The 19364-nt window shown below is 67.0% G+C and carries 18 protein-coding genes; 13 read left to right on the forward strand and 5 right to left on the reverse strand.

Annotated features, from left to right (window positions below; all coding sequences use genetic code 11):
• Positions 1 to 3: 3 nt before the first annotated feature.
• Together AC5RVB_RS04810 and AC5RVB_RS04815 are read right to left on the reverse strand one after the other, a co-directional pair.
• A complete protein-coding gene (locus AC5RVB_RS04810) occupies positions 4 to 1290 on the reverse strand; it encodes an acyl-CoA dehydrogenase family protein (RefSeq protein ID WP_227902735.1) in 1287 nt (428 codons plus the stop codon).
• Between the two features lie 79 nt (positions 1291 to 1369).
• Entirely contained in the window at positions 1370 to 2170 is an 801-nt protein-coding gene (locus tag AC5RVB_RS04815; RefSeq protein WP_494142104.1) for an SDR family oxidoreductase, read from the reverse strand.
• A gap of 119 nt (positions 2171 to 2289) precedes the next feature.
• Between AC5RVB_RS04815 and AC5RVB_RS04820 the strand changes: the two genes are divergently transcribed.
• On the forward strand, positions 2290 to 2901 hold the full coding sequence (locus AC5RVB_RS04820; RefSeq protein ID WP_227902731.1) for a TetR/AcrR family transcriptional regulator: 612 nt from the start codon (positions 2290 to 2292) through the stop codon (positions 2899 to 2901).
• 84 nt (positions 2902 to 2985) lie between these two features.
• Here the strand turns inward: AC5RVB_RS04820 and AC5RVB_RS04825 are convergent, their stop codons facing one another.
• Complete coding sequence (locus AC5RVB_RS04825) at positions 2986 to 4965, reverse strand: acyl-CoA dehydrogenase family protein (RefSeq protein ID WP_227928477.1); 1980 nt, start codon at positions 4963 to 4965, stop codon at positions 2986 to 2988.
• 185 nt (positions 4966 to 5150) lie between these two features.
• On the opposite strand from AC5RVB_RS04825, the gene AC5RVB_RS04830 reads away from it, so the two are divergent.
• The 8 genes from AC5RVB_RS04830 to AC5RVB_RS04865 all read left to right on the forward strand — a co-directional run bounded on the left by AC5RVB_RS04830 (position 5151) and on the right by AC5RVB_RS04865 (position 12175).
• The gene (locus AC5RVB_RS04830; RefSeq protein ID WP_227928478.1) at positions 5151 to 5780 is read left to right on the forward strand and encodes a TIGR03085 family metal-binding protein; all 630 of its coding nucleotides are present in this window, start codon (positions 5151 to 5153) and stop codon (positions 5778 to 5780) included.
• 107 nt (positions 5781 to 5887) lie between these two features.
• Entirely contained in the window at positions 5888 to 6394 is a 507-nt protein-coding gene (locus AC5RVB_RS04835; RefSeq protein ID WP_494142105.1) for a hypothetical protein, read from the forward strand.
• A gap of 59 nt (positions 6395 to 6453) precedes the next feature.
• Positions 6454 to 6798: a bifunctional 3-phenylpropionate/cinnamic acid dioxygenase ferredoxin subunit gene (locus AC5RVB_RS04840; RefSeq protein WP_227902724.1), complete on the forward strand. Its 345-nt coding sequence runs from the start codon at positions 6454 to 6456 to the stop codon at positions 6796 to 6798.
• Positions 6795 to 8033, forward strand: coding sequence for an NAD(P)/FAD-dependent oxidoreductase (locus AC5RVB_RS04845; protein WP_494142106.1), 1239 nt, complete (start codon positions 6795 to 6797; stop codon positions 8031 to 8033). Before AC5RVB_RS04840 ends, AC5RVB_RS04845 begins: the two co-directional genes overlap by 4 nt.
• Positions 8034 to 8180: 147 nt before the next feature.
• Complete coding sequence (locus AC5RVB_RS04850) at positions 8181 to 9227, forward strand: iron-siderophore ABC transporter substrate-binding protein (RefSeq protein WP_494142107.1); 1047 nt, start codon at positions 8181 to 8183, stop codon at positions 9225 to 9227.
• Between the two features lie 119 nt (positions 9228 to 9346).
• Positions 9347 to 10576 (forward strand): mechanosensitive ion channel family protein, encoded by a 1230-nt coding sequence (locus AC5RVB_RS04855; RefSeq protein WP_494142108.1) that lies wholly within the window; start codon positions 9347 to 9349, stop codon positions 10574 to 10576.
• A 115-nt stretch (positions 10577 to 10691) separates the two neighbouring features.
• Complete coding sequence (locus AC5RVB_RS04860) at positions 10692 to 11012, forward strand: PRC-barrel domain-containing protein (RefSeq protein WP_494142109.1); 321 nt, start codon at positions 10692 to 10694, stop codon at positions 11010 to 11012.
• Positions 11013 to 11101: 89 nt separating this feature from the next.
• Complete coding sequence (locus AC5RVB_RS04865) at positions 11102 to 12175, forward strand: YihY/virulence factor BrkB family protein (protein ID WP_494142110.1); 1074 nt, start codon at positions 11102 to 11104, stop codon at positions 12173 to 12175.
• Between the two features lie 169 nt (positions 12176 to 12344).
• On the opposite strand, the gene AC5RVB_RS04870 is transcribed toward AC5RVB_RS04865, so the two are convergent.
• Entirely contained in the window at positions 12345 to 13718 is a 1374-nt protein-coding gene (locus AC5RVB_RS04870) for an APC family permease (RefSeq protein WP_494142111.1), read from the reverse strand.
• A 66-nt stretch (positions 13719 to 13784) separates the two neighbouring features.
• Here AC5RVB_RS04870 and AC5RVB_RS04875 point away from each other — a divergent pair, with 66 nt between their 5' ends.
• Positions 13785 to 14819 carry an NAD(P)/FAD-dependent oxidoreductase gene (locus AC5RVB_RS04875; RefSeq protein ID WP_494142112.1) on the forward strand — a complete coding sequence of 345 codons (1035 nt, stop codon included), beginning with the start codon at positions 13785 to 13787 and terminating at the stop codon, positions 14817 to 14819.
• Between the two features lie 25 nt (positions 14820 to 14844).
• On the opposite strand, the gene AC5RVB_RS04880 is transcribed toward AC5RVB_RS04875, so the two are convergent.
• Entirely contained in the window at positions 14845 to 15891 is a 1047-nt protein-coding gene (locus AC5RVB_RS04880) for an NAD-dependent epimerase/dehydratase family protein (protein WP_494142113.1), read from the reverse strand.
• A gap of 125 nt (positions 15892 to 16016) precedes the next feature.
• Here AC5RVB_RS04880 and AC5RVB_RS04885 point away from each other — a divergent pair, with 125 nt between their 5' ends.
• From AC5RVB_RS04885 to AC5RVB_RS04895, 3 genes are all read left to right on the forward strand, one after another.
• A complete protein-coding gene (locus AC5RVB_RS04885) occupies positions 16017 to 17048 on the forward strand; it encodes a glutathione S-transferase family protein (RefSeq protein ID WP_290244009.1) in 1032 nt (343 codons plus the stop codon).
• 142 nt (positions 17049 to 17190) lie between these two features.
• Positions 17191 to 18279: a FecCD family ABC transporter permease gene (locus AC5RVB_RS04890; protein WP_494142114.1), complete on the forward strand. Its 1089-nt coding sequence runs from the start codon at positions 17191 to 17193 to the stop codon at positions 18277 to 18279.
• Positions 18276 to 19364 carry a FecCD family ABC transporter permease gene (locus AC5RVB_RS04895; protein WP_494142115.1) on the forward strand — a complete coding sequence of 363 codons (1089 nt, stop codon included), beginning with the start codon at positions 18276 to 18278 and terminating at the stop codon, positions 19362 to 19364. The genes AC5RVB_RS04890 and AC5RVB_RS04895 overlap by 4 nt, the downstream gene beginning before the upstream one ends.

Consider the following 19364-nt stretch of genomic DNA (forward strand, 5'->3'; position numbering starts at 1 on the left):
GGTTCAGGCTTTCGCATCGGCGGGGAACGCGGCGTCGTCGGTCAGTGTGCTGCCGGCCGCGGGACCGGCCGCGTCCGTGACGTCGGCAAGATAGGGGGCGCCGTGCTCCACCTCGCGGCGGCGGCCGGACGAGGCCCGGCGGGCAATGGCCCACTTGTGGGTTTCATTGGAGCCGTCGTAAATGCGGAACGCCCGCACCTCGTTGAGGTAGGAGGCCAGGGGCAGCCGGTCGGTGACGCCGTCGCCGCCGCAGAGCTGCAGGCTGCGGTCGATCACGCGGTAGACCGCCTCGGAGGTGTGTGCCTTGGCCACGGAGGACAGGGCGGAGCCCGCCTTGGCATCGGCCTCCAGCAGGGCGGCGGTCTTGGTGATGATGGCGTCGGAGGTTTCAATGTCAATGACTGACTGGGCGATCATTTCCTGCGCCAGGCCGAGTTCGTTCATGACGGAGCCGAAAATTTCACGCCGGTTGGTGCGGTCCAGGGCTATGTCCAGGGAGCGGCGGGCCAGGCCGAGCCAGCGCATGCAGTGGGTAAGCCGTGCCGGGCCCAGGCGTACCTGTGCGTAGCGGAAGCCTTCGCCCGGCGCGCCGAGGACGGCACCGTCGGGCACAAAGACGTCCTCGAAATGCACGTGCGGATGTCCGCCGCCGATGGCCCGGTCCATGGTGTGCAGCTGCTCGCCGATCCGTACCCCGGGGGCGTCCATATCCACTAGCAGCATGGTGGCTCCGGCCGGTGCGCCGTCCACGGCATCGGTGCGGACCATGGCGATGCAGAAGGTGGCGTTGTTGGCCCCGCTGGTAAAGCGTTTGTGGCCGGTGATCCGCCAGCCGCCGTCGACTTTCTCCGCACGGGAGCGCAGGGCCGCCGGATCGGATCCGGCGCCGGGATGGGGCTCGGTCATGCCGAAGCAGGAGCGGGCATCCCCGGCGACCAGCGGGGCGAGATAGCGCCGCTTCTGCTCCTCGCTGCCGATCAGGTGCAGCATGTGCATGTTCCCTTCATCGGGTGCCATGCAGTTCAATGCGGACGGTCCGATCAGCGAGTAGCCTGCCTCCTGGAAGATGGGGGACCAGTGTTCCAGCGGCACTCCCTGGCCGCCGTAGTCGCGCGGTGCATGCGGGGCGAAGACGCCGGCCGCCTTCGCGGCTTCGCGAAGTTCCTTCAGCAGCGGCTCCGGCACCACCTCGCCGGGACGCGGCTCTGCGGGCATCACCGTGCCGCGGATGAAGTCACGGGTGCGCAGGCGCAGGTCTTCGATCTCCGGGGGCAGGGATGCGGGGCTCATGGCGGGTCCTTTGGGTTTGGCGGGGAACGCGGCGGGAACGCGGCGAAGGAAGCGGGGGAGAATGCGGAACCAGCGGCGTTTAGGCTGAGCCACCGGCCGCGAGCAGGCCGCCGTCGAGGTTCAGGATCTGCCCGGTGATCCAGGCGGCGTCCTCGGAGACCAGGAAGGCCGCAGCGCCGGCAATGTCTTCGGGGGTGCCGAGCCGTTTGAGGGGATAGGAGGCGCTGACTTTTTCCTCCCGGCCCTCGTACAGGGCGCGGGCAAACTGTGTTTTGACGACGGCGGGCGCCAGAGCGTTAACGCGCACGCTGGGGGCCAGTTCCACGGCGAGGGTCCGGGTGAGCTGTTCAACCGCGGCCTTGCTGATGCCGTAAAACCCGATGCCGTGCGCCGGGGTCTGGGCGGAGACGGAGGAGAGGTTCAGGATGGCCCCGCGGCGGCCGGTGAAATCCAGGGCCGCGTAGGCACAGACGTCCTGTACCCAGCCCAGCGTGCCGAGCAGATTGACGTCCAGGATCCGCCGGCCGGCGGCCGGATCCAGCTCGGTCAGCGGACCGTAGACCGGATTAACGCCGGCGTTGTTAACCAGGATGTCCAGCTGCCCCCAGGCGCGGGTTACCGTCTCCAGTACCTCGGCGCGGTGGTCCGGGTCATCGGACTTGCCGGCAACCACCAGCACGCTGCCTTCCGGGAACTCGGCGGCAGCTTCCTTGAGCGGGCCGATATTGCGGGCGGTGATGCAGACGCGGGCGCCTTCGGCGGCCAGACGGCGGGCGATGGCGAGTCCGATACCGCGGCTGGCGCCGGTGACAATGGCGGTTTTGCCTTCCAACCGTGCGCCGGTTCCGGGTATGTGCTGCTCCGGTGTCTGTTCCGTCATCTGCTCCGCCAACTTCCGTCATCCACTACCGAGCGACCGCTCGGTATGGGTAGTCTGATGGAGACACCGCAGCTGTGTCAAGAGTCACAGAGTGCCGGAGAATCCATCGAAAGGGTGCCATGACAGCCGCCGGGACGCCGCCGAACTGGCGCGATTTCTCCGTTCCTGCCCTGCCGCCCCTGCTGGGCGCGGCCCTGGACTGCTTTGTCGAGCACGGTTACCACGGCACCGCCATCCGCACCGTTGCTACCCATGCCGGACTCTCGGTCCCGGGTCTCTACCATCACTATCCGTCCAAGCAGGCATTGTTGGTGGGCATTGCGGAATCCGCGATGGCGGACCTCTACGCCCGCAGCAGCGCGGCGCTCCGCGAGGCCGGGGAAGACGTGGAGGCTCGGTTTGCACTGCTGGTCGAATGCCTGGTGCTGGTCCATGCCTACCGCTGGGAGCACGCCTTTATTGCCGCCAGCGAGATCCGCAGCCTGGAAGGCCCCGCCCGCGCCGGCCACATTGCCGCCCGCGACCGGCAGCAGAAGCTGCTGGACGACGTCGTGGCCGAAGGGTCCCGGCTGGGCCGGTTCGCTACCCGGTATCCCAAGGACGCCAGCCGGGCGGTCACCACCATGTGCACCGGTGTTGCCCAGTGGTACCGGGCCGGCGGTCCGCTCAGCCCGGAGGAACTGGCGGCGCGCTACGTGCAGATCTGCCGGGGCACGGTCCAGGCGCGGTAGCGGTCCCCGCCTGTCACGCCGCCTGCCGTCCTGCCGGCCACCATCCGGCAGAACCTCAGGCAGAACCTCAGCGGTACCGGCGGTTTAGCGGTACCAGCGGTGCAGGTTCTCCTTGGGCTCGGATCCGAGCGCCGTTTCGGAGATCCACGGTCCGGTGCCCTCGGAAGCGTCAAGCACACCCTTCTCGAGCCACGTGTACCGTCCGGCGAGGACGCCCTTGGCGAGCTGCCGGTCGGCGTCGTCCGAATTCCGCCACAGTTCGTCAAAGAGCGATTCGATGCGCACCCGGGACTCGGCACTGAATGTATCCGCGAGCTCGAAGGCACCCTGGCCCTCCGCCGGATCCTCCCGGCGGATAGCCAAGGCCCGGACACAGGAGGCGGAAATCGCGAAAATCTCCGCACCGATGTCCACTATCCGTCCCAAAAACACCTGGTGCTGCTCCAGCCCCGCCTGCCAGCGGGCCATCCCGTAGAACGTTGACCGGGCGAGCCGGCGCGAGGCCCGTTCGGCGTAGCGCAGGTGCTTGCCGAGGATACCGAACTCGGCGTACGACGTCGGCACGCTGCCCTTTCCTACGGCCAGCGTGGGCAGCCACTTGCCGTAGAAGCCGCTGGCCTTTACGGCGGCACGGCCCTTGGCGCTCAGCGGTGCGTCGGCCACCGCCAGATCCCCGGCGGCCGTGAGGTGGGCATCCACCGCTTCGCGGGCGATGAACAGGTGCATGATTTCCGTTGACCCTTCGAAAACCCGGTTGATGCGCAGGTCCCGCAGCTGCTGTTCCGCCGGGACGGCGCGCTCGCCCCGGGCTGCAAGGGAATCGGCCGTCTCGAACCCCCGGCCGCCGCGCACCTGAACCAGCTCATCGGCAATGTTGTAGGCCATCTCGCTGGCCCAGAGCTTGGCGAGGGCCGCTTCGATCCGAATGTCCTTGGTGCCGGCGTCCGCCAGCTCGGCGGAGAGTTCGAAGACCGCTTCGAGGGCGAAGCTGGTCGACGCGATGTAGGCGAGCTTCTTGGCAACGGCCTCGTGCCGGCCGATGGGCCGGCCCCACTGTTCACGTGCCCCGGCCCAGCCGCGGGCAATCTTCAGCGACCACTTGCCCGCCGCCGCGCACATGGCAGGGATCGACAGCCTGCCGGTGTTCAGCGTGGTGAGGGCGATCTTCAGCCCCTGTCCCTCCCGGCCCAACCGGTTTGCCGCCGGGACACGCACATTGGTGAAGCGGGTAACCCCGTTCTCAATGCCGCGCAGCCCCATGAAGTTGTTGCGGTTTTCCACGGTGATCCCGGGGGAGGACATCTCGACGACAAATGCGCTGATGCCGCCCTTGTTCCCGCCGTGCGGCGGGACGGCGGCCATTACCACCACCAGTTCTGCGATCACGCCGTTGGTGGTCCACAGCTTCACGCCGTCAATGATGTACTCGCTGCCGTCCTCCGACGGGATGGCCGTGGTCCGCAGCCGTGCCGGGTCGGAGCCGACGTCGGGCTCGGTGAGCAGGAAGGCGGTTACCGCTCCGGCGGCGCAGCGGGGCAGGTACTCCTCTTTCTGCGCGTCATTGCCGAAGACCTTCACCGGTTCCGGCACGCCGATGGATTGGTGCGCGGAGACCAGTGCGCCCATGCTGGGGTGTACCGTGCCGAGGATCATCAGTGCCCGGCCGTAGTGCAGCAGCGACAGGCCGAGTCCGCCGTAGCGCCGGGGGATCTTGATGCCGAAAACGCCCAGGTCTGCCAGACCGCGCAGGTACTCGTCGGGAATGACGCCCGTGCGCTCGATCAGCCGGCCGTCCAGGGTCCGGCAGTATTCGGTGAGCGCTTCCAGAAACAGCTCGGCGCGGGCTTCCTCGTCCGGGTCGGCGTCGGGCAGGGACCGGATCAGGTCCAGGTTGTAGTTGCCGAGATAAATGCCCTTGGCAAAACTCGGCCGGGATTCACCGGTGTCCCGGGCCGCTTCGGTGGCATTGCGTGCATCCTGCTCGGTGACGACACGGTCCTTGATTTTGCGGGCACTGCCGTTTCGGCCGGCGTCCTGGGCATCCTGGATATCGGTGGCACTCATGGGATTTCTCCTCGTTCAGGGCCGCACCGTGCTCGCAGCCTCGGCTCGCTGTGGGGACCATGCTACGCCGCGGTAGGTAAGGGTAAAGGGGGTTCGCGGCTAATGTGGGGCGCAGACCGTATTGCCGTGGAAATCCGCTGGAACGGATGCGAGTATCCCGGCAGACCAATCCGAAGGAGACAGTCATGGCATGGGTGGAAACGGAACGCGCGCAATTGGTCCGGACGCTGCGGGAGACGGACCCCTTCGCGCCAACCCTGTGTGAAGGGTGGGACGTTCGCAGGCTGCTGGCGCATCTGGTGCTCCGGGAACATGCTCCGTGGCGGATTGCCGCCGACGTGGCCCGCCGGCCCAAACCCGGACAGGAGAAAAACCTGGGGGCCGAGGCCAATGCCGCCGGCACCCCGCAGGGCTACGCAGCGCTGGTGGACAGGTTCGCTGCGGGGCCGGGCCGGTTGTCACCTTTCCGGACAGACGCAGCCAACCTGGTGGAATACGTCATCCATCACGAGGACATCCGGCGCGGGGCAGGGGCGGCCGCCGCACGCCAGCTGCCGGCCGGGCAGCAGCAGGCGCTGTGGAAGCAGCTGGGCATGATGGCCCGGATGGGCTATCGCAGCAGCCCGGTCGGCGTTGAGCTTGCCCTGCCCGGGTTCGGGCGGCGCCGGGTCAAGGCCGGATCGCCCTCGGTGCTGGTTTCTGCCGACGTGGTGGAGCTGGCGCTTCATGCCATGGGCCGGCGTGCAGCGGCGAATGTGAGCATTGAAGGCGGCGGGGATGCCGTGCGCGCCTTCCGCGAGTGGGCGGCCCGGTAACCCCCACCCGGCTTGACAAGCACACCCCTGGTCACGTTGAAATAGTAAGCACGCTGATTGTTTCAGACGAGCTGGATCGCTTACCGACGACGTATCAGGGAAGCAGGATGATGCAGAACGAGGGGGACTGGGAACCCGTGCGGCTGCTCTCAACCGCCGCACGGCTGGTAAGGCGCCAAGTGGACAACAAGCTGCGGGCCGTGGGCCTGACGCAGGAGCGGGTCACCGTTCTGCGGGTCCTGCTGGTGGACGGGCCCATGCGCCGGGCGGAGCTGGCCCGGCGTCTGCGCGTCACGGCGCAGACACTGGGGACGGCGCTGGTGAGTATGGCGGGGCAGGGCCTCGTGGAAGAGGTGGCCATCGCTGCGGGGAAAAGCGGCCGGTTGATGGCCATCTCCGAGCGCGGGCAGAAGCTGCTGGCCGACGCGGAGAACCTCGAACAGGATAATTCCACCGTCGGGATCGGTCCGGAACTGAGGGCGGAGCTGATCACGCTGATTCGAAGCCTTGAGCCCGGGGCCACAACGCAGGAAGCCATAGTACTGCGGCCGGAAAGCGTCGGGAACGGATCCTCCCCGACGGTCCCCGCCGGGGAGCAGGCCGGACCGGGGTAACGTGTTGAGGTAAGAGCAGCACAACACGTTAGTGGCATGGCGCCGGGGAAGGAAATGGCATGAGCGAGGGTATCCGCGTTGCCGATGTCGATGAAATAAGCGAGGGCGAGGCCCTGGTGGTGGATGCCGAAAAGGCCGGCACCGCTGATGACATTGCAGTGTTCCACAGCGACAACGGGCGCTTCTACGCCCTCAATGACACCTGCACGCACGAAGAAGCCTCTCTGGCCGAAGGCTGGATCGAAGGCGACGAGGTGGAGTGCCCCATCCACTCGGCACGGTTCTGCCTGCGCACCGGTGAAGCACTGTGCCTGCCGGCGATGGTGAATGCCAAGGCGCACCGCGTGGAAGTACGCGAAGACCAAGTATGGCTGTACCCCAACGAGACGCCGCAGGACGCTTGAGCGAGGCGGCAGGCCCCGCCTCGGTGGCGGTGGTAGGCGGCGGCATAGCCGGATTCAGTGCGGTCCGTGAGCTTCGCCGCCGAGGGTATGCCGGCACGCTCCAGCTGGTGGATCCGGACGGACTGCCATACGACCGCCCGCCGCTGAGCAAGGCCTTCCTCGCCGGCAGCCTGGACCGGGAACGGCTGCAGCTGGCGCCGGCGCGGTGGTATGCAGACAACGGCGTTGAACTGCTCGCGGAGAGCGTCTGCAAGCTTAATCCCGGAAGCGCTGAATCTGTCCTGACACTTTCCTCGGGCCAGGAGCAGGCGGCCGACGTGGTGCTGCTGGCCACCGGAGCGCGTGCCCGCCGCCTGCCACTGCCAGGCATGGACCTTCCCGGCGTCCTGACGCTGCGCACTGCAGGGGATGCCGGGCAATTGCGTGCACTGATGGGGCCGGAGGCCCGGCTGGTTATCCTCGGAGCGGGGCTGATCGGTGCCGAAACCGCTGCGACGGCGCGCGGTCTGGGGGCCGAAGTGACACTGGTGGACCCGGCGGAGCTCCCCTTTGAGCGGGCGGTGGGGCCGGAGATGGCTGGATACCTGCACGGTCTGCACGCAGCGCACGGCACCGGCTATGTCCGGGGCCGGGCAGTGGGAATCGCGGCGGATGGCCGTGCCCTTTCGGTGGATCTGGAAGATGGCCGCAGGCTGACGGCGACAGCGGTGCTTGTGGCCGTGGGTGGTGAGCCGGTCACCGCACTTGCCGAGGACGCCGGGTTGGAGGTGGACGGCGGCATTCTGGTGGACCGGGCAGGCCGCACTTCGCATCCCCGGGTCTTCGCCGCCGGCGACTCGGCACGCCTGAGGGGTGGCGGCAGCCTGTCCGGACGGCACTTCGAGCACTGGGATGCCGCCAGGCGGACCGGCGAGGCAGCGGCGGCCGGAATCCTTGCAGACACACCGCCCGCCCCCGGCGCGGACTGGTTCTGGTCCGACCGTTACGGCGTGCACCTTGAAGTGGCAGGCAGCCTTTCAGTGCCGGGCCGGACAATATTGCGCGGGGCACCCGGCCCCGGTTTTATGACGTTCCGTGTGGCCGATGACGGGACGCTGGCCGGAGTGGCCGCCGTCGACGCCGGAACCAGCGTCCGTGCGGCCCGGAGGCTGATCGAGTCGGGGCGGGCTGTCGATCCTGCGGCACTGGCGGATGCCGGAGCGGACCTGCGGCGGATGGCCCGCGCGAGGCCCTGAATCGGGACTCATTCGGGGGCGTGGCACATTACGCAACGTTAGCGTTGCGTAATTGGGCTCAACCTAGGCTAACCTTACTTTTGGGTCCACGCCTGAGCGGATCCGCTTCGTCCGTTAACAGTGAATTCTCATTACAAGGAGCCCCCTATGGCCCTGTCCCGGATGCGCCGCGCCGCTGCCGCGGCCGCCGTCGCCGTCCTCTCCCTCTCCGCCTGCTCCACGGGTGCCTCCGGGGAAAACGAATCGACCGGCAGCGCTGCCGCCGCCGATCAGTTCCCCGTCACCATTGAACATGCCTTCGGTGAGACCGTCATTGAAGAGGCGCCGGAGCGGGTAGCCGCTGTGTCCTGGGCCAACGCTGAAACGGCCCTGGCCCTCGGCGTGGTTCCGGTGGGCATGCCGCTGATCGAGTTCGGCGGCAATGAGCAGGGAACCACACCCTGGATCGACGAGGCGCTGGAAGAACTGGACGCGCCGATCGGCTCGGACAATGCCCCGGCGCAGTACTCCGAGGCTGACGGCATCGCCTTCGACGACGTTGCCGCAACCAACCCCGATGTCATCCTCGCCGCGTACTCCGGACTCTCCCAGGAGGACTACGACAAGCTGGTCAAGATCGCTCCCGTGGTCGCCTACCCGGACGCTGCCTGGGGCACCTCCTGGCAGGACACCGCCCGGATGACGGGCCAGGCGCTGGGACTGAGCGACAAGGCGGACGAACTGGTCGCCGAGACTGAAAAGAGCATCACCGACAAGGCCGCCGAGTACCCGCAGCTCGAAGGGAAAACCTTCATCTACGGCAACCTGGCTCCGGGCGCCGAGAACGGCGTCTACACCGCGCTCGATAACCGGCCGCGGTTCATGGAATCGCTGGGCCTGACCCAGGCTCCGGTGGTGGCCGAGAACAGCAAGGGCGACGAGTTCTACATCGCCTGGTCCGACGAGAACCTCAACCAGCTGGACTCCGACATCTTTGTCAGCTGGGTCGCCAGCGAAGAGGTGGCGGAGAGCATCGCCTCGGATCCGCTGCTCAGCCAGATCCCCGCTGCCAAGAAGGGAAGCCTCGTGGCGGATGCCGATGCAACGCGTGTCTTCTCCACCTCGGCCATCAACGTCCTGAGTATTCCCTACGCCCTGGACAACGTGGTGCCGATGATCGCGGACGCCGCCACCGCCGCGGACAACGCCAAGTAGCAGCGCCACGGCAGCAGAAACGGACGCCCCGGGAACCTCCCGGGGCGTCCGTTTGTTTTCAGCCGGCAACGAACAGCGGATTGGACAGCCCCCCACCGGGGTTTGCAATCATCGATTGCATGGAAGACCTGCTTGAGCTTGCTGTTCGACTGAAACCGCTCTTCGCCGTACTCGTGGCGGTAGGTGTCTCCCTGATCATTGCCTTTGCCGCCCGTGTGGCAGCCAACAAGGCATTCCGGAAGGTGCCCGGCATCCGGGATGTTTCGGTTCGCGCGCGCAATCCGCTGCGGCTGGTGCTGAGCCTGATCGGCATCCGGATTGCTCTCGGAGCCACGGCTCCGGGTGCCTCCTGGCTGCCCACCCTGGACTACCTGCTGGTGGTGGGGCTGATCGGCGCCGTGGCCTGGTTCGGCGTCGTGATGCTGCTGATCATCGAGGCCATGATCCTCACCAAATACAGCACGGACACCCGGGATAACCGCCGGTTGCGGCGCCTGAAAACCCAGGTGATCCTGGGCCGGCGGATCGGCATTGCCGTGCTGATCACCATTGCCGTGGCCTTTGTGCTGCTGACCATTCCGGAGGTCCGCGCGCTCGGAGCCGGTATCCTCGCCTCCGCCGGCCTGCTCTCCATTGTGGCCGGCCTCGCCGTGCAGGGCACCCTGAGCAATGTCTTCGCCGGACTGCAGCTGGCCTTCACCGACGCCATCCGCGCCGACGACGTCGTGGTGGTGGAGGGCGAGTGGGGCACCATCGAGGAAATCACCATGACCTATGTGGTGGTGCATATCTGGGATGACCGCCGGCTGATCCTGCCCTCGACCTACTTCACCACCACACCCTTCCAGAACTGGACCCGCCGCCAGTCTGCAATCCTGGGGACCGTGGAACTGGACCTGGACTGGCGGGTGCCCGTCGGTGACCTGCGCGCCAAGCTGAAGGAGACCCTGGCCGGCACCGAGCTGTGGGACGGGCGCACCAGCGTGCTGCAGGTGACGGAGGCGGTGAACGGGCTGGTGCGCGTGCGTATCCTGGTCAGCGCTGCAGACAGCGGCACCCTGTTTGACCTGCGCTGCCTGATCCGGGAAACCATGGTGACCTATCTGCAGGAGCGGCATCCGGATGCACTGCCCCGCCAGCGGTGGGAGGAAGTCAGCATCAGCAACCCTGCACCGGAGACCCGTGCTGCTTCCCCAAAGCTCCCTTTGCCGCGCAGTTCGGACACCAGCGATTCGCAGCTCTTCACCGGCAGTATCGACGCCGTGGAACGCCGGCAGGTCTTCTCCGGCCCCGGCGAGGACGTGTTCGCCGAGCGTGAGGAGAACGCGGGGGAGGACGCCCGGCGCTAATCCCGATTTCCGTTGTCGGGGACCGGTGGAACCCTCCCGCTGTTGACACCGGCCGGTGCCGCGCGCACCAATGGGATAGCCCGGCATCCCCGCCGGGTCCGGGAAGGGAGGGGTTATGACGGACGCTTTTGTGCTCCACCAGATCCAGGGATCAAACGTCTGGGCCAACGACGGCGAGCGGCTGGGCCTGGTGGGCGAAGTTCACCTGGACCGTGCCACGGGCCAGCCGGCGTGGATCACCGTGGATCTGGGGCTCTTCGACACCGGCGAACACTACGTGCCCCTGGCTGCGGCCCGGCGTGACGGCCAGGACATCTTCGTGAACTACTCCAAGGACCAGATTTCCGATTCCCCCGGCGCGAATCCGGAAAACCCGCTGAGCGCCGAAGAGGAAGCGGTCCTGATGGACTATTACGGCCTGCGCACTGCCCGGTAACCGGCTTTCAGGTGCGGGCACCGTGTTGGTGCTAAGGACGCTTACTAATACGATGGGGGTCTGAACACCGATCCACCCAGGAGGCCGTAGTGGCGCAGGACAGCAACAGCAAGGCCGAGACAGCTCCCAGTCCGGACCATGCGAGCAAACCGGACAATCCCACCGAGGTCTCCAAGCCCACTTGGAAATACACCCTGAAGAAGACCATCAGGGAATTCTCCAAGGATCAGTGCACCGACCTGGCCGCGGCCCTGACGTACTACACGGTCCTGGCGATCTTCCCGGCCCTGCTGGCCATGGTGTCCATCCTGGGCCTGGTGGTGCAGGCCGAAGCCACCACCAACGCGATGCTGGACCTGCTGCGGCAGTTCGCCCCGGAGGATGCCGTGAAGGTGATCCAGGGCCCGATTGAGCAGCTGACCTCATCCAGTGGTGCCGGGCTCGCCCTGATTGTCGGTATTCTCGGTGCCCTGTGGTCTGCCTCCGGCTATGTGAAGGCGTTCGGCCGGTCCATGAACCGCATCTACGAAATCGACGAGGGCCGGCCCATCTGGAAGCTGCTTCCCACGCAGCTGCTGGTCACCCTGGTCATGATCCTGCTGGCAGCGGCGCTGCTGCTGATGCTGGTGATCAGCGGTCCGATCGCCGAAGCGATCGGCAACGTGATCGGACTGGGAAGCCAGGCCGTGACCGTCTGGAACATTGCCAAGTGGCCGGTCATGGTGCTTTTCGCCGTGCTGATCATCGCCATCCTTTACTACGCCACGCCGAACGTGAAGCAGCCCAAGTTCCGCTGGATGAGCATGGGGTCGCTGATCGCACTGTTGATCCTGGCCGTGGCCACCCTCGGGTTCAGCTTCTACGTCGGCAACTTCGGCAACTACAACGCTACCTACGGAGCCATCGGCGGCGTGATTGTCCTGTTGCTGTGGATTTGGCTGGCCAACCTGTCCCTGCTCTTCGGTGCCGAGTTCGACGCCGAGGTGGAGCGCGGCCGCGAACTGCAGGCCGGGATCCAGGCCGAGGAATCCGTGCAGCTGCCCCCGCGCGACACCCGCCAGACGGAGAAGCGGCAGGAGCAGGAGGAAGAGGATATCGCGGAGGGCCGGAAGCTGCGCCAGGAGCACGCCGGCAAGGACTACGACGACGACCTGCATGAGTAACCACGCATAGGGAACGCCCCGGACCACGCGGTCCGGGGCGTTCTCCATGGTGCGGGGGCGCCTGGCCTCAATCGAAAAGGCACAAAGTGCAGGTCTGCCAAACGAGAGGGCACGACTTACCGTTTTCCGGCTCGAAAACGGTAAGTCGTGCCTTCTCGATGTGCGGGGCTTACTGCTGCGCCGCGGATTCCTTCCCCTTGGCTTCCTTGGCTCCGGGGCGTTTTGAGCCCAAGGTCTTGCCCTTGGTCAGCCGGCGGGCGGCGAACAGCACCAGGCCGATGGCCATCAGGATCCCGGCCCGCAGCCAGACGGCGGCGTCCTGCTGGGTAAGCAGCAGGATGCAGGAGGCGATGGCGAGGTAAGGAACCACAATGGGGGTGCGGAAGTGCTTTTCCTCCACCTTGTCCCTGCGCAGCACAATCACGGCAATGTTGGTGCTCAGGAAAACGAACAGCAGCAACAGGACCACCGTTTCGGCCAGGGACGCCAGGCCGCCGGTGGTGGTCAGGATCATGGCCACCACTGTCGTGGCGGCGATGGCCACCCACGGGGTCCTGCGGTTGGGCAGGACCTTGCCGAACACACTGGGCAGGAGCCCCTGCTCGGACATTCCGTAGGTCAGGCGGGAGGACATGATCATGGTCAGCAGGGCACCGTTGGCCACTGCCACCAGCGCGATCAGGCTGAAGGTCCAGTCCGGGATACCGAATCCGGTGGCGCTGACTACATCAAGGAGCGGCCCGGAGGATCCGGCCAGGTCTTCCGTGGGCAGAGCCACGGACGCGGCCAGCCCAATCAGGACGTAGACCAGGCCCGCGGTAAGCATGGCGCCGAAGATGGCCTTCGGGTAGACCCGGCGGACATCACGAACCTCCTCGGCGATATTGGCGGACACTTCGAATCCCACAAATGAGTAATAGGCAATCACCGAAGCGGCCAGGACGGCGGTACCCGGATTCACGCCGGCGGGGAACTGCGTGATCTGCTCGGTGTAGCCCTCACCCTTGCCCAGCATCAGGCCCACCAGCACAATCACCAGGACCAGCCCGGAGACCTCGATGATGGTCATCACGACATTGCTGCGCACTGATTCGGAAATGCCGCGGGCGTTCAACAGAGCCACCAGCAGCAGGAACACGATGGCGGCCGGAACGGCCGGCACATCCAGGAAGGGCGCCAGATAGTCCCCGGTGAAAGCCAGTGCCAGTCCGGCTGCGCTGGTGACTCCGGCGGCCAGCATCGCGAAGCCCACCAGAAAGGAAATAGCCGGCACCTTGAACGCCCGTTCGGCAAAAACAGCCGCGCCTCCGGCGCGCGGATACTTGCTCACAAGTTCCGCGTAGGATGCCGCGGTGAGCAGCGCGAGGACCAGCGCAACAACGAGCGGCACCCAGATGGCGCCCCCCACTTCGCCAGAGACCTCTCCCACCAGTGCATAGATGCCTGCGCCGAGAACGTCGCCAAGGATGAACAGATACAGCATGGGGCCGGTGATGCCCTGCTTGAGTTTGGATGCAGGCTTCTCCTGCGTAATTTCTCCCATGAAGGAAAGTGTAAAGAATTTACTAAGAATGCTGATGATCGCGTCCGCGTCCGGTAAAAATTTCCTATGGCAACTTCGCAAACCCTCTCCGAAGAGTACGACGTCGTTATTATCGGCGGAGGCATGGCGGGCCTCACCGCCGCGCTGGTCCTCGCCCGTGCTCTCCGCCGCGTGCTGGTTATCGATGCGGGCAGCCCGCGCAACGCGCCGGCCGGCCACGTCCACGGCTTTCCGACCCGGGACGGGGTTCCTCCGGCTGAACTGCTGGAGCTGGCACGGGCGGAGGTGGCCGGCTACGGCGTCGATCTGGTGGACGCAACCGTCACCGGCCTGGAACCCCCGGCTGCGGTGCGGACCGCAGATGGACGCAGCTTCCGCGGGCGGCAGCTGATTCTGGCCACCGGGCTGCGCGACGTCCTGCCGGACGTTGACGGTCTTGATGGGCGCTGGGGAGTGGACGTGCTGCAGTGCCCCTACTGCCACGGGTACGAGGTGGCGGGCAAGGTGCTGGCCGTACTGGGCACTGCCCGGACATCCATCCAGCAGGCCCAGCTGGTACGTACCTTCTCCGAGGACGTGACACTGGTGCTGCCCGGGGACATTGAGCTGGGGGAGGAGGACGCGGGCGGGCTTGCCGCCATGGGCATCCGGACACTTCGCGGAGAGGTTGCCGGTCTGGCAACGGAAGGCGGCGCCCTGGCCGGACTGGTGCTTGCGGACGGCCGTACGGTCCCCTGCGAGGCGCTGTTCCTTGAACCCGAGGCTGAGCTCGAGCCGGGCCTGACGGAACACCTTGAGCTCGATGGGGACGGCTGCATAGTTACTGACGAACTCGGCCGCACCAGCCAGGAGCGGGTGTGGGCCGTCGGCAATGCCACCGACCCCTCGGCCCAGGTGGTCGCCGCAGCCGGAGACGCCTACCGGCTGGCCGTGGTGGTCAACGCAAAGCTGCTCGAAGAGGACCTCGGGCTGGCCGTGGCATCGGCTGCGGACGGCGCAGGGGAGCAGGACGGCGCAGGGGAGCAGGGCGGCGCTGGGGAGCAGGACGGCCCGGAAGAGCCGGCCGGACTCGAGGAAGCAGCGATCCGGGAAGCCGTCTGACCCTTCCCGGACCGGCAGCTGCCGGCTAGCGCTGCCGGTTGCGGGGGGCCAGCAGCGGCGAGCCGGCCACGCCGTCGCCCCCGCTCATCCCGTTCAGGACAAACTGCAGGGATTCCAGCGAGGTCCAGCGCGGTTCCCAGCCCAGCACTTCGCGGGCCCGTGAAGTGTCCATCACTGGCGCTCCGGCCGCCATGTCCACCCAGCCGGGATCGGTGGCCTGCAGGCCGGCCGCCCAGGTAAGGCCGACGACGGCGCGGATGAACTTCACCGGCACGTCCAGGATCCGCTTTGCACCGAGCACGCCGGCGAGCAGGTCCGGTGTGATGATCGGATCCGCGGCAATGTTAAACGCTCCCTCGGCCCGCCGGTCCACCACCCGCCAGTACGCATCGGCAATATCGTCGGCATGCACGGCCTGGAAGATAAAGGAGGAGGGCAGCGGTATCAGCGGCAGTGAAAGCCTGTTCAGGAAGAACTTCGGGACCAGGCGGCCAAGGAAGTAATCGCCGATTTCGCTGCCGGCATCCGAGGAGAAGATCAGCCCGGGCCGCAGGCGGGCCACGGGAATCTCCGGATACTCCGTTTCAAACCGGTCCAGCAGGGCCTCCTGTTCACCCTTGTGCCTGCTGTAGTGGGAGCTGGCAATGCCGCGGGCCGGCCAGGACTCGTCAGTAAGCCGGTCCTTGGGGGCGGGACTGTAGGCACCCACCGAGGAGGCGCAGACAAACTGGCGTACCCCGGCTGAGGCAGCTGCGGCGAGGGCGTTTTCCGTTCCCCCGACGTTGACCCGGTGCAGCTCGGCCTCGTCGCGGTTGGGCTGGATCAGCCAGGCCAGGTGGATTACTGCATCGGCACCGTTTAGTGCTTCGGTCAGGGCGGCCGTGTTCCCCCGGTCGCCAATGTCGATGCTGTGCCACTCGACGTCGTTGTAGGGCGGCTGCTGCTTGTCGGGGATGCGGCGGGCAATGCCCACGACTTCCAAATCCCCGCCGCGTTCCCGGCGGGCATCCGCCAGCCGGCGCAGCACCGCAGTCCCGACATTCCCGGTCGCTCCAATTACGGCTACTCGCATGGTGAAGGTCCTTCCGTTGCACTGCTGCCGGCGTTGAAACCGACTCTACCGGTGCCTCCGGTTTGCGGCAGCCTCAGGGACGCAGAGGCCTGCAGGGGAGGGGCAGGGCGCGTAGTCTGATTGCCATGACTTCCCACAGCACCAAGGGTGCCTACGTTACCGGCGGAACCGAATACACCCGGGATACCAACTACATAGAAACCCGGATCACCCGCGACGGCCGGGACGGCTATCCGGTGGAAGCCGGCCGCTACCGGCTGGTCGCAGCGCGGGCCTGCCCGTGGGCCAACCGGACCATCATTGTCCGCCGGCTGCTGGGACTCGAGGACGCGATTTCCCTGGGGCTGCCCGGCCCCACCCATGACGCGCGCAGCTGGACCTTCGACCTGGACCCGGACGGCAAGGACCCGGTGCTGGGCATCGAACGCCTGCAGGAAGCCTTTTTCAAGCGCGTCCCCGACTATCAGCGCGGCATTACCGTCCCCGCGATAGTGGATGTTCCCACCGGCGCGGTGGTTACCAACAACTTTCCCCAGATCACCCTGGACTTCTCCACCGAGTGGAAGGACTTCCACCGCGAGGGTGCGCCGGACCTGCTGCCTGCCGAGCACATGGAGGAAATGGAGGCGGTGAACAAGCGGATCTTCACCGAGGTGAACAACGGCGTGTACCGGTGCGGGTTCGCCGGATCGCAGGAAGCCTACGACGCCGCGTATGACCGGCTGTGGACTGCCATGGACTGGCTGGAGGACAGGCTCTCAACGCAGCGCTACCTCATCGGGGACACCATTACCGAGGCTGACGTCCGGCTCTTCACCACGCTGGTGCGCTTCGACCCGGTTTACCACGGCCACTTCAAATGCAACCGGAACAAGCTCACCGAAATGCCGGCTCTGTGGGGCTACGCCCGGGACCTGTTCCAGACCCCCGGCTTCGGTGACACCGTGGACTTCGAGCAGATCAAGGCGCATTACTACGTGGTGCACGAGGACATCAATCCCACCGGCATCATCCCCAAGGGCCCGGATACCTCCAACTGGCTTTCGGAACACGGCCGGGAGGCCCTTGGCGGAAGGCCGTTTGGGAACGGAACAGCGCCGGGACCGGTACGTGAATCCGAGCGCGTGACCCCCGGGCACGGGGCCGGCGGAAACTAGGGCGGGCCGGGCGGAAGGGCCCGGCCGGAAAAGGAATCCGCGCCGGGTCCTAATACGCAACATAAACGTTTCTTAAACACCCTGAGCATAGGCTAGCCTTACTTAAGCAAATCGCATTGCTACTGCCCGGGGAGGTGCCTACGTGAGCGTTGCCGCACGCCCCGCCGGCGTTCCCTCCGGCGCACCCGGACAGACCCGGGCAGCAGAGGGACGTCCCGCCCCCGCAGGGCGAAAGCGCCCCGGCACCCGCATGATGCTGCTGCTTCTCACGGTCGCCGTTCTGGTGCTGGCCTGCGCCGCATCCGTGGCCGTCGGCGCCCGCCCGATAGCCCCCGGCACGGTGTGGGACGCCTTCACCGCCTTCGACCCCGCGAACGGCGACCACGCCGTGGTGATGTCCCGGGTACCCCGCACCGTCCTGGGCCTGGTAACCGGCGCAGCCCTGGGCCTCGCGGGTGCCGCGATGCAGGGCGTGGCCCGCAATCCGCTGGCTGATCCCGGCATCCTTGGCGTTAATGCCGGAGCGGCCTTTGCCGTGGTGCTCGGCATCTACATCTTCGGCATTACCAACCTCACCGGTTACATCTGGTTTGCCCTTGCCGGCGCCGCCCTTGCCGCCGTCGTGGTGTACATGGTGGCCAGCATTGGACGCGAGGGCGCCACCCCGGTGAAGCTGGCCCTGGCCGGAGCCGCGCTGAGCGCCGGACTGATGTCCATGCTCAGCGCCGTGCTGGTCTCCAGCCAGCAGACGCTGGATACCTTCCGGTTCTGGCGGGTGGGCAGCGTTTCCGGCCGTGACTGGGACACCATCCTCGCCGTGCTGCCCTTCCTGGCCGCAGGCGCCCTGATTGCGCTGCTCTCCGGACGTGCCCTCAACGGGCTGAGCCTGGGCGACGACGTCGCGCGCGGGCTGGGACAGCGCGTGGGGCTCAGCCGCGGCATCACTGCCCTGGGCGTGGTGCTGCTGTGCGGTGCCGCCACCGCCGCCGCCGGTCCCATTGCCTTCGTTGGCCTGGTCATTCCCCATGTGGTGCGCAGCTTCACCGGTCCCGACTACCGCTGGATCCTGCCCTTTTCCATGCTCCTCGCCCCCGCCCTGCTTGTCATCGCGGACGTCATCGGACGGGTCCTGCTGCCGCCGGGGGAGATCCCGGTAGGCATCACTACTGCCGTCATCGGCGCCCCCGTCTTCATCTGGCTGGTCCGCCGTCGGAAGCTGGCCGAACTGTGAACACCGCTGCCGAAACGAACACTGCTGCCGAAACCCGCGCCGTGCGGACCGCACCCGCCGGCGCCGCCGAGGCCGTCCGCGCCGCCCGCAAGCACGCCCGCAGGCACCGTGTCCTGGTCCCGTCGCTGCTGGGCGCTGCCGTGCTGGTCCTCTTCGCGGTCTACGTCCTGCTCGGCACTTACACGTTCACCATCCCGGATTTCTTCCGCATCCTCTTCGGCGAGCAGATCCCCGGCGCCACGTACATCCTGATGGAGAGCAAGCTCCCGCGGGCAGTCATCGGCACCCTCATTGGGGTGGGTTTCGGAATTGCCGGAGCCGTTTTCCAGACCCTGCTGCGCAACCCGCTGGCCAGTCCCGACGTGATCGGCATCAGCTACGGAGCCAGCGCCAGCGCCGTTGCCGCCATTGTGCTGTTCGGTGCTGCCGGGACCACCGTGTCCGCCGTAGCGCTGGTCGGGGCACTGGCAGTGGCCCTGGCCATCTACCTGCTGGCACGCCGCGGGGGAGTGGCCGGGTACCGGCTGATCCTGGTGGGCATCGGCTTCGCCGCCGTGATGCAGGCACTGGTCAGCTTCCTGCTCACCCGCACCGATATCCGTACCGCCTCCGAGGCACTGGTCTGGCTGAACGGTTCCCTGAACAACAGCAGCTGGGACCGTGCAGCAGTGCTTGCCGGCTCCCTGCTGGTGCTGCTGCCCGCTGCGGCCCTGCTTGCGCGCAGCCTGCGCGGCCTGGAACTGGGCGACGACGCCGCCGCCGGCCTGGGCATCCGGGTCGAAACAGCGCGGCTGGCACTGATCATCGTGGCCGTGGCGCTGGCCGCCGTCGCTACGGCCGCTGCCGGGCCGGTGGCCTTTGTGGCGTTCCTGTCCGGACCCATCGCCCGCCGGCTGATGCGCGGGGAAACCACCCTGCTGACCGCAGGGCTGGTGGGCGCCTGCATCGTACTCGCCGCCGATTTTGCCGGCGCCAACCTCATCCCCGGGGTCACCCTGCCCGTAGGCGTGGTCACCGGCGCTCTGGGCGCACCTTTCCTTCTGTGGCTGCTGGTCACGTCCAACCGCGTAGGCCAAGGAGGCTGA

The sequence above is a fragment of the Arthrobacter sp. Y3225209 genome (genome assembly GCF_059090685.1).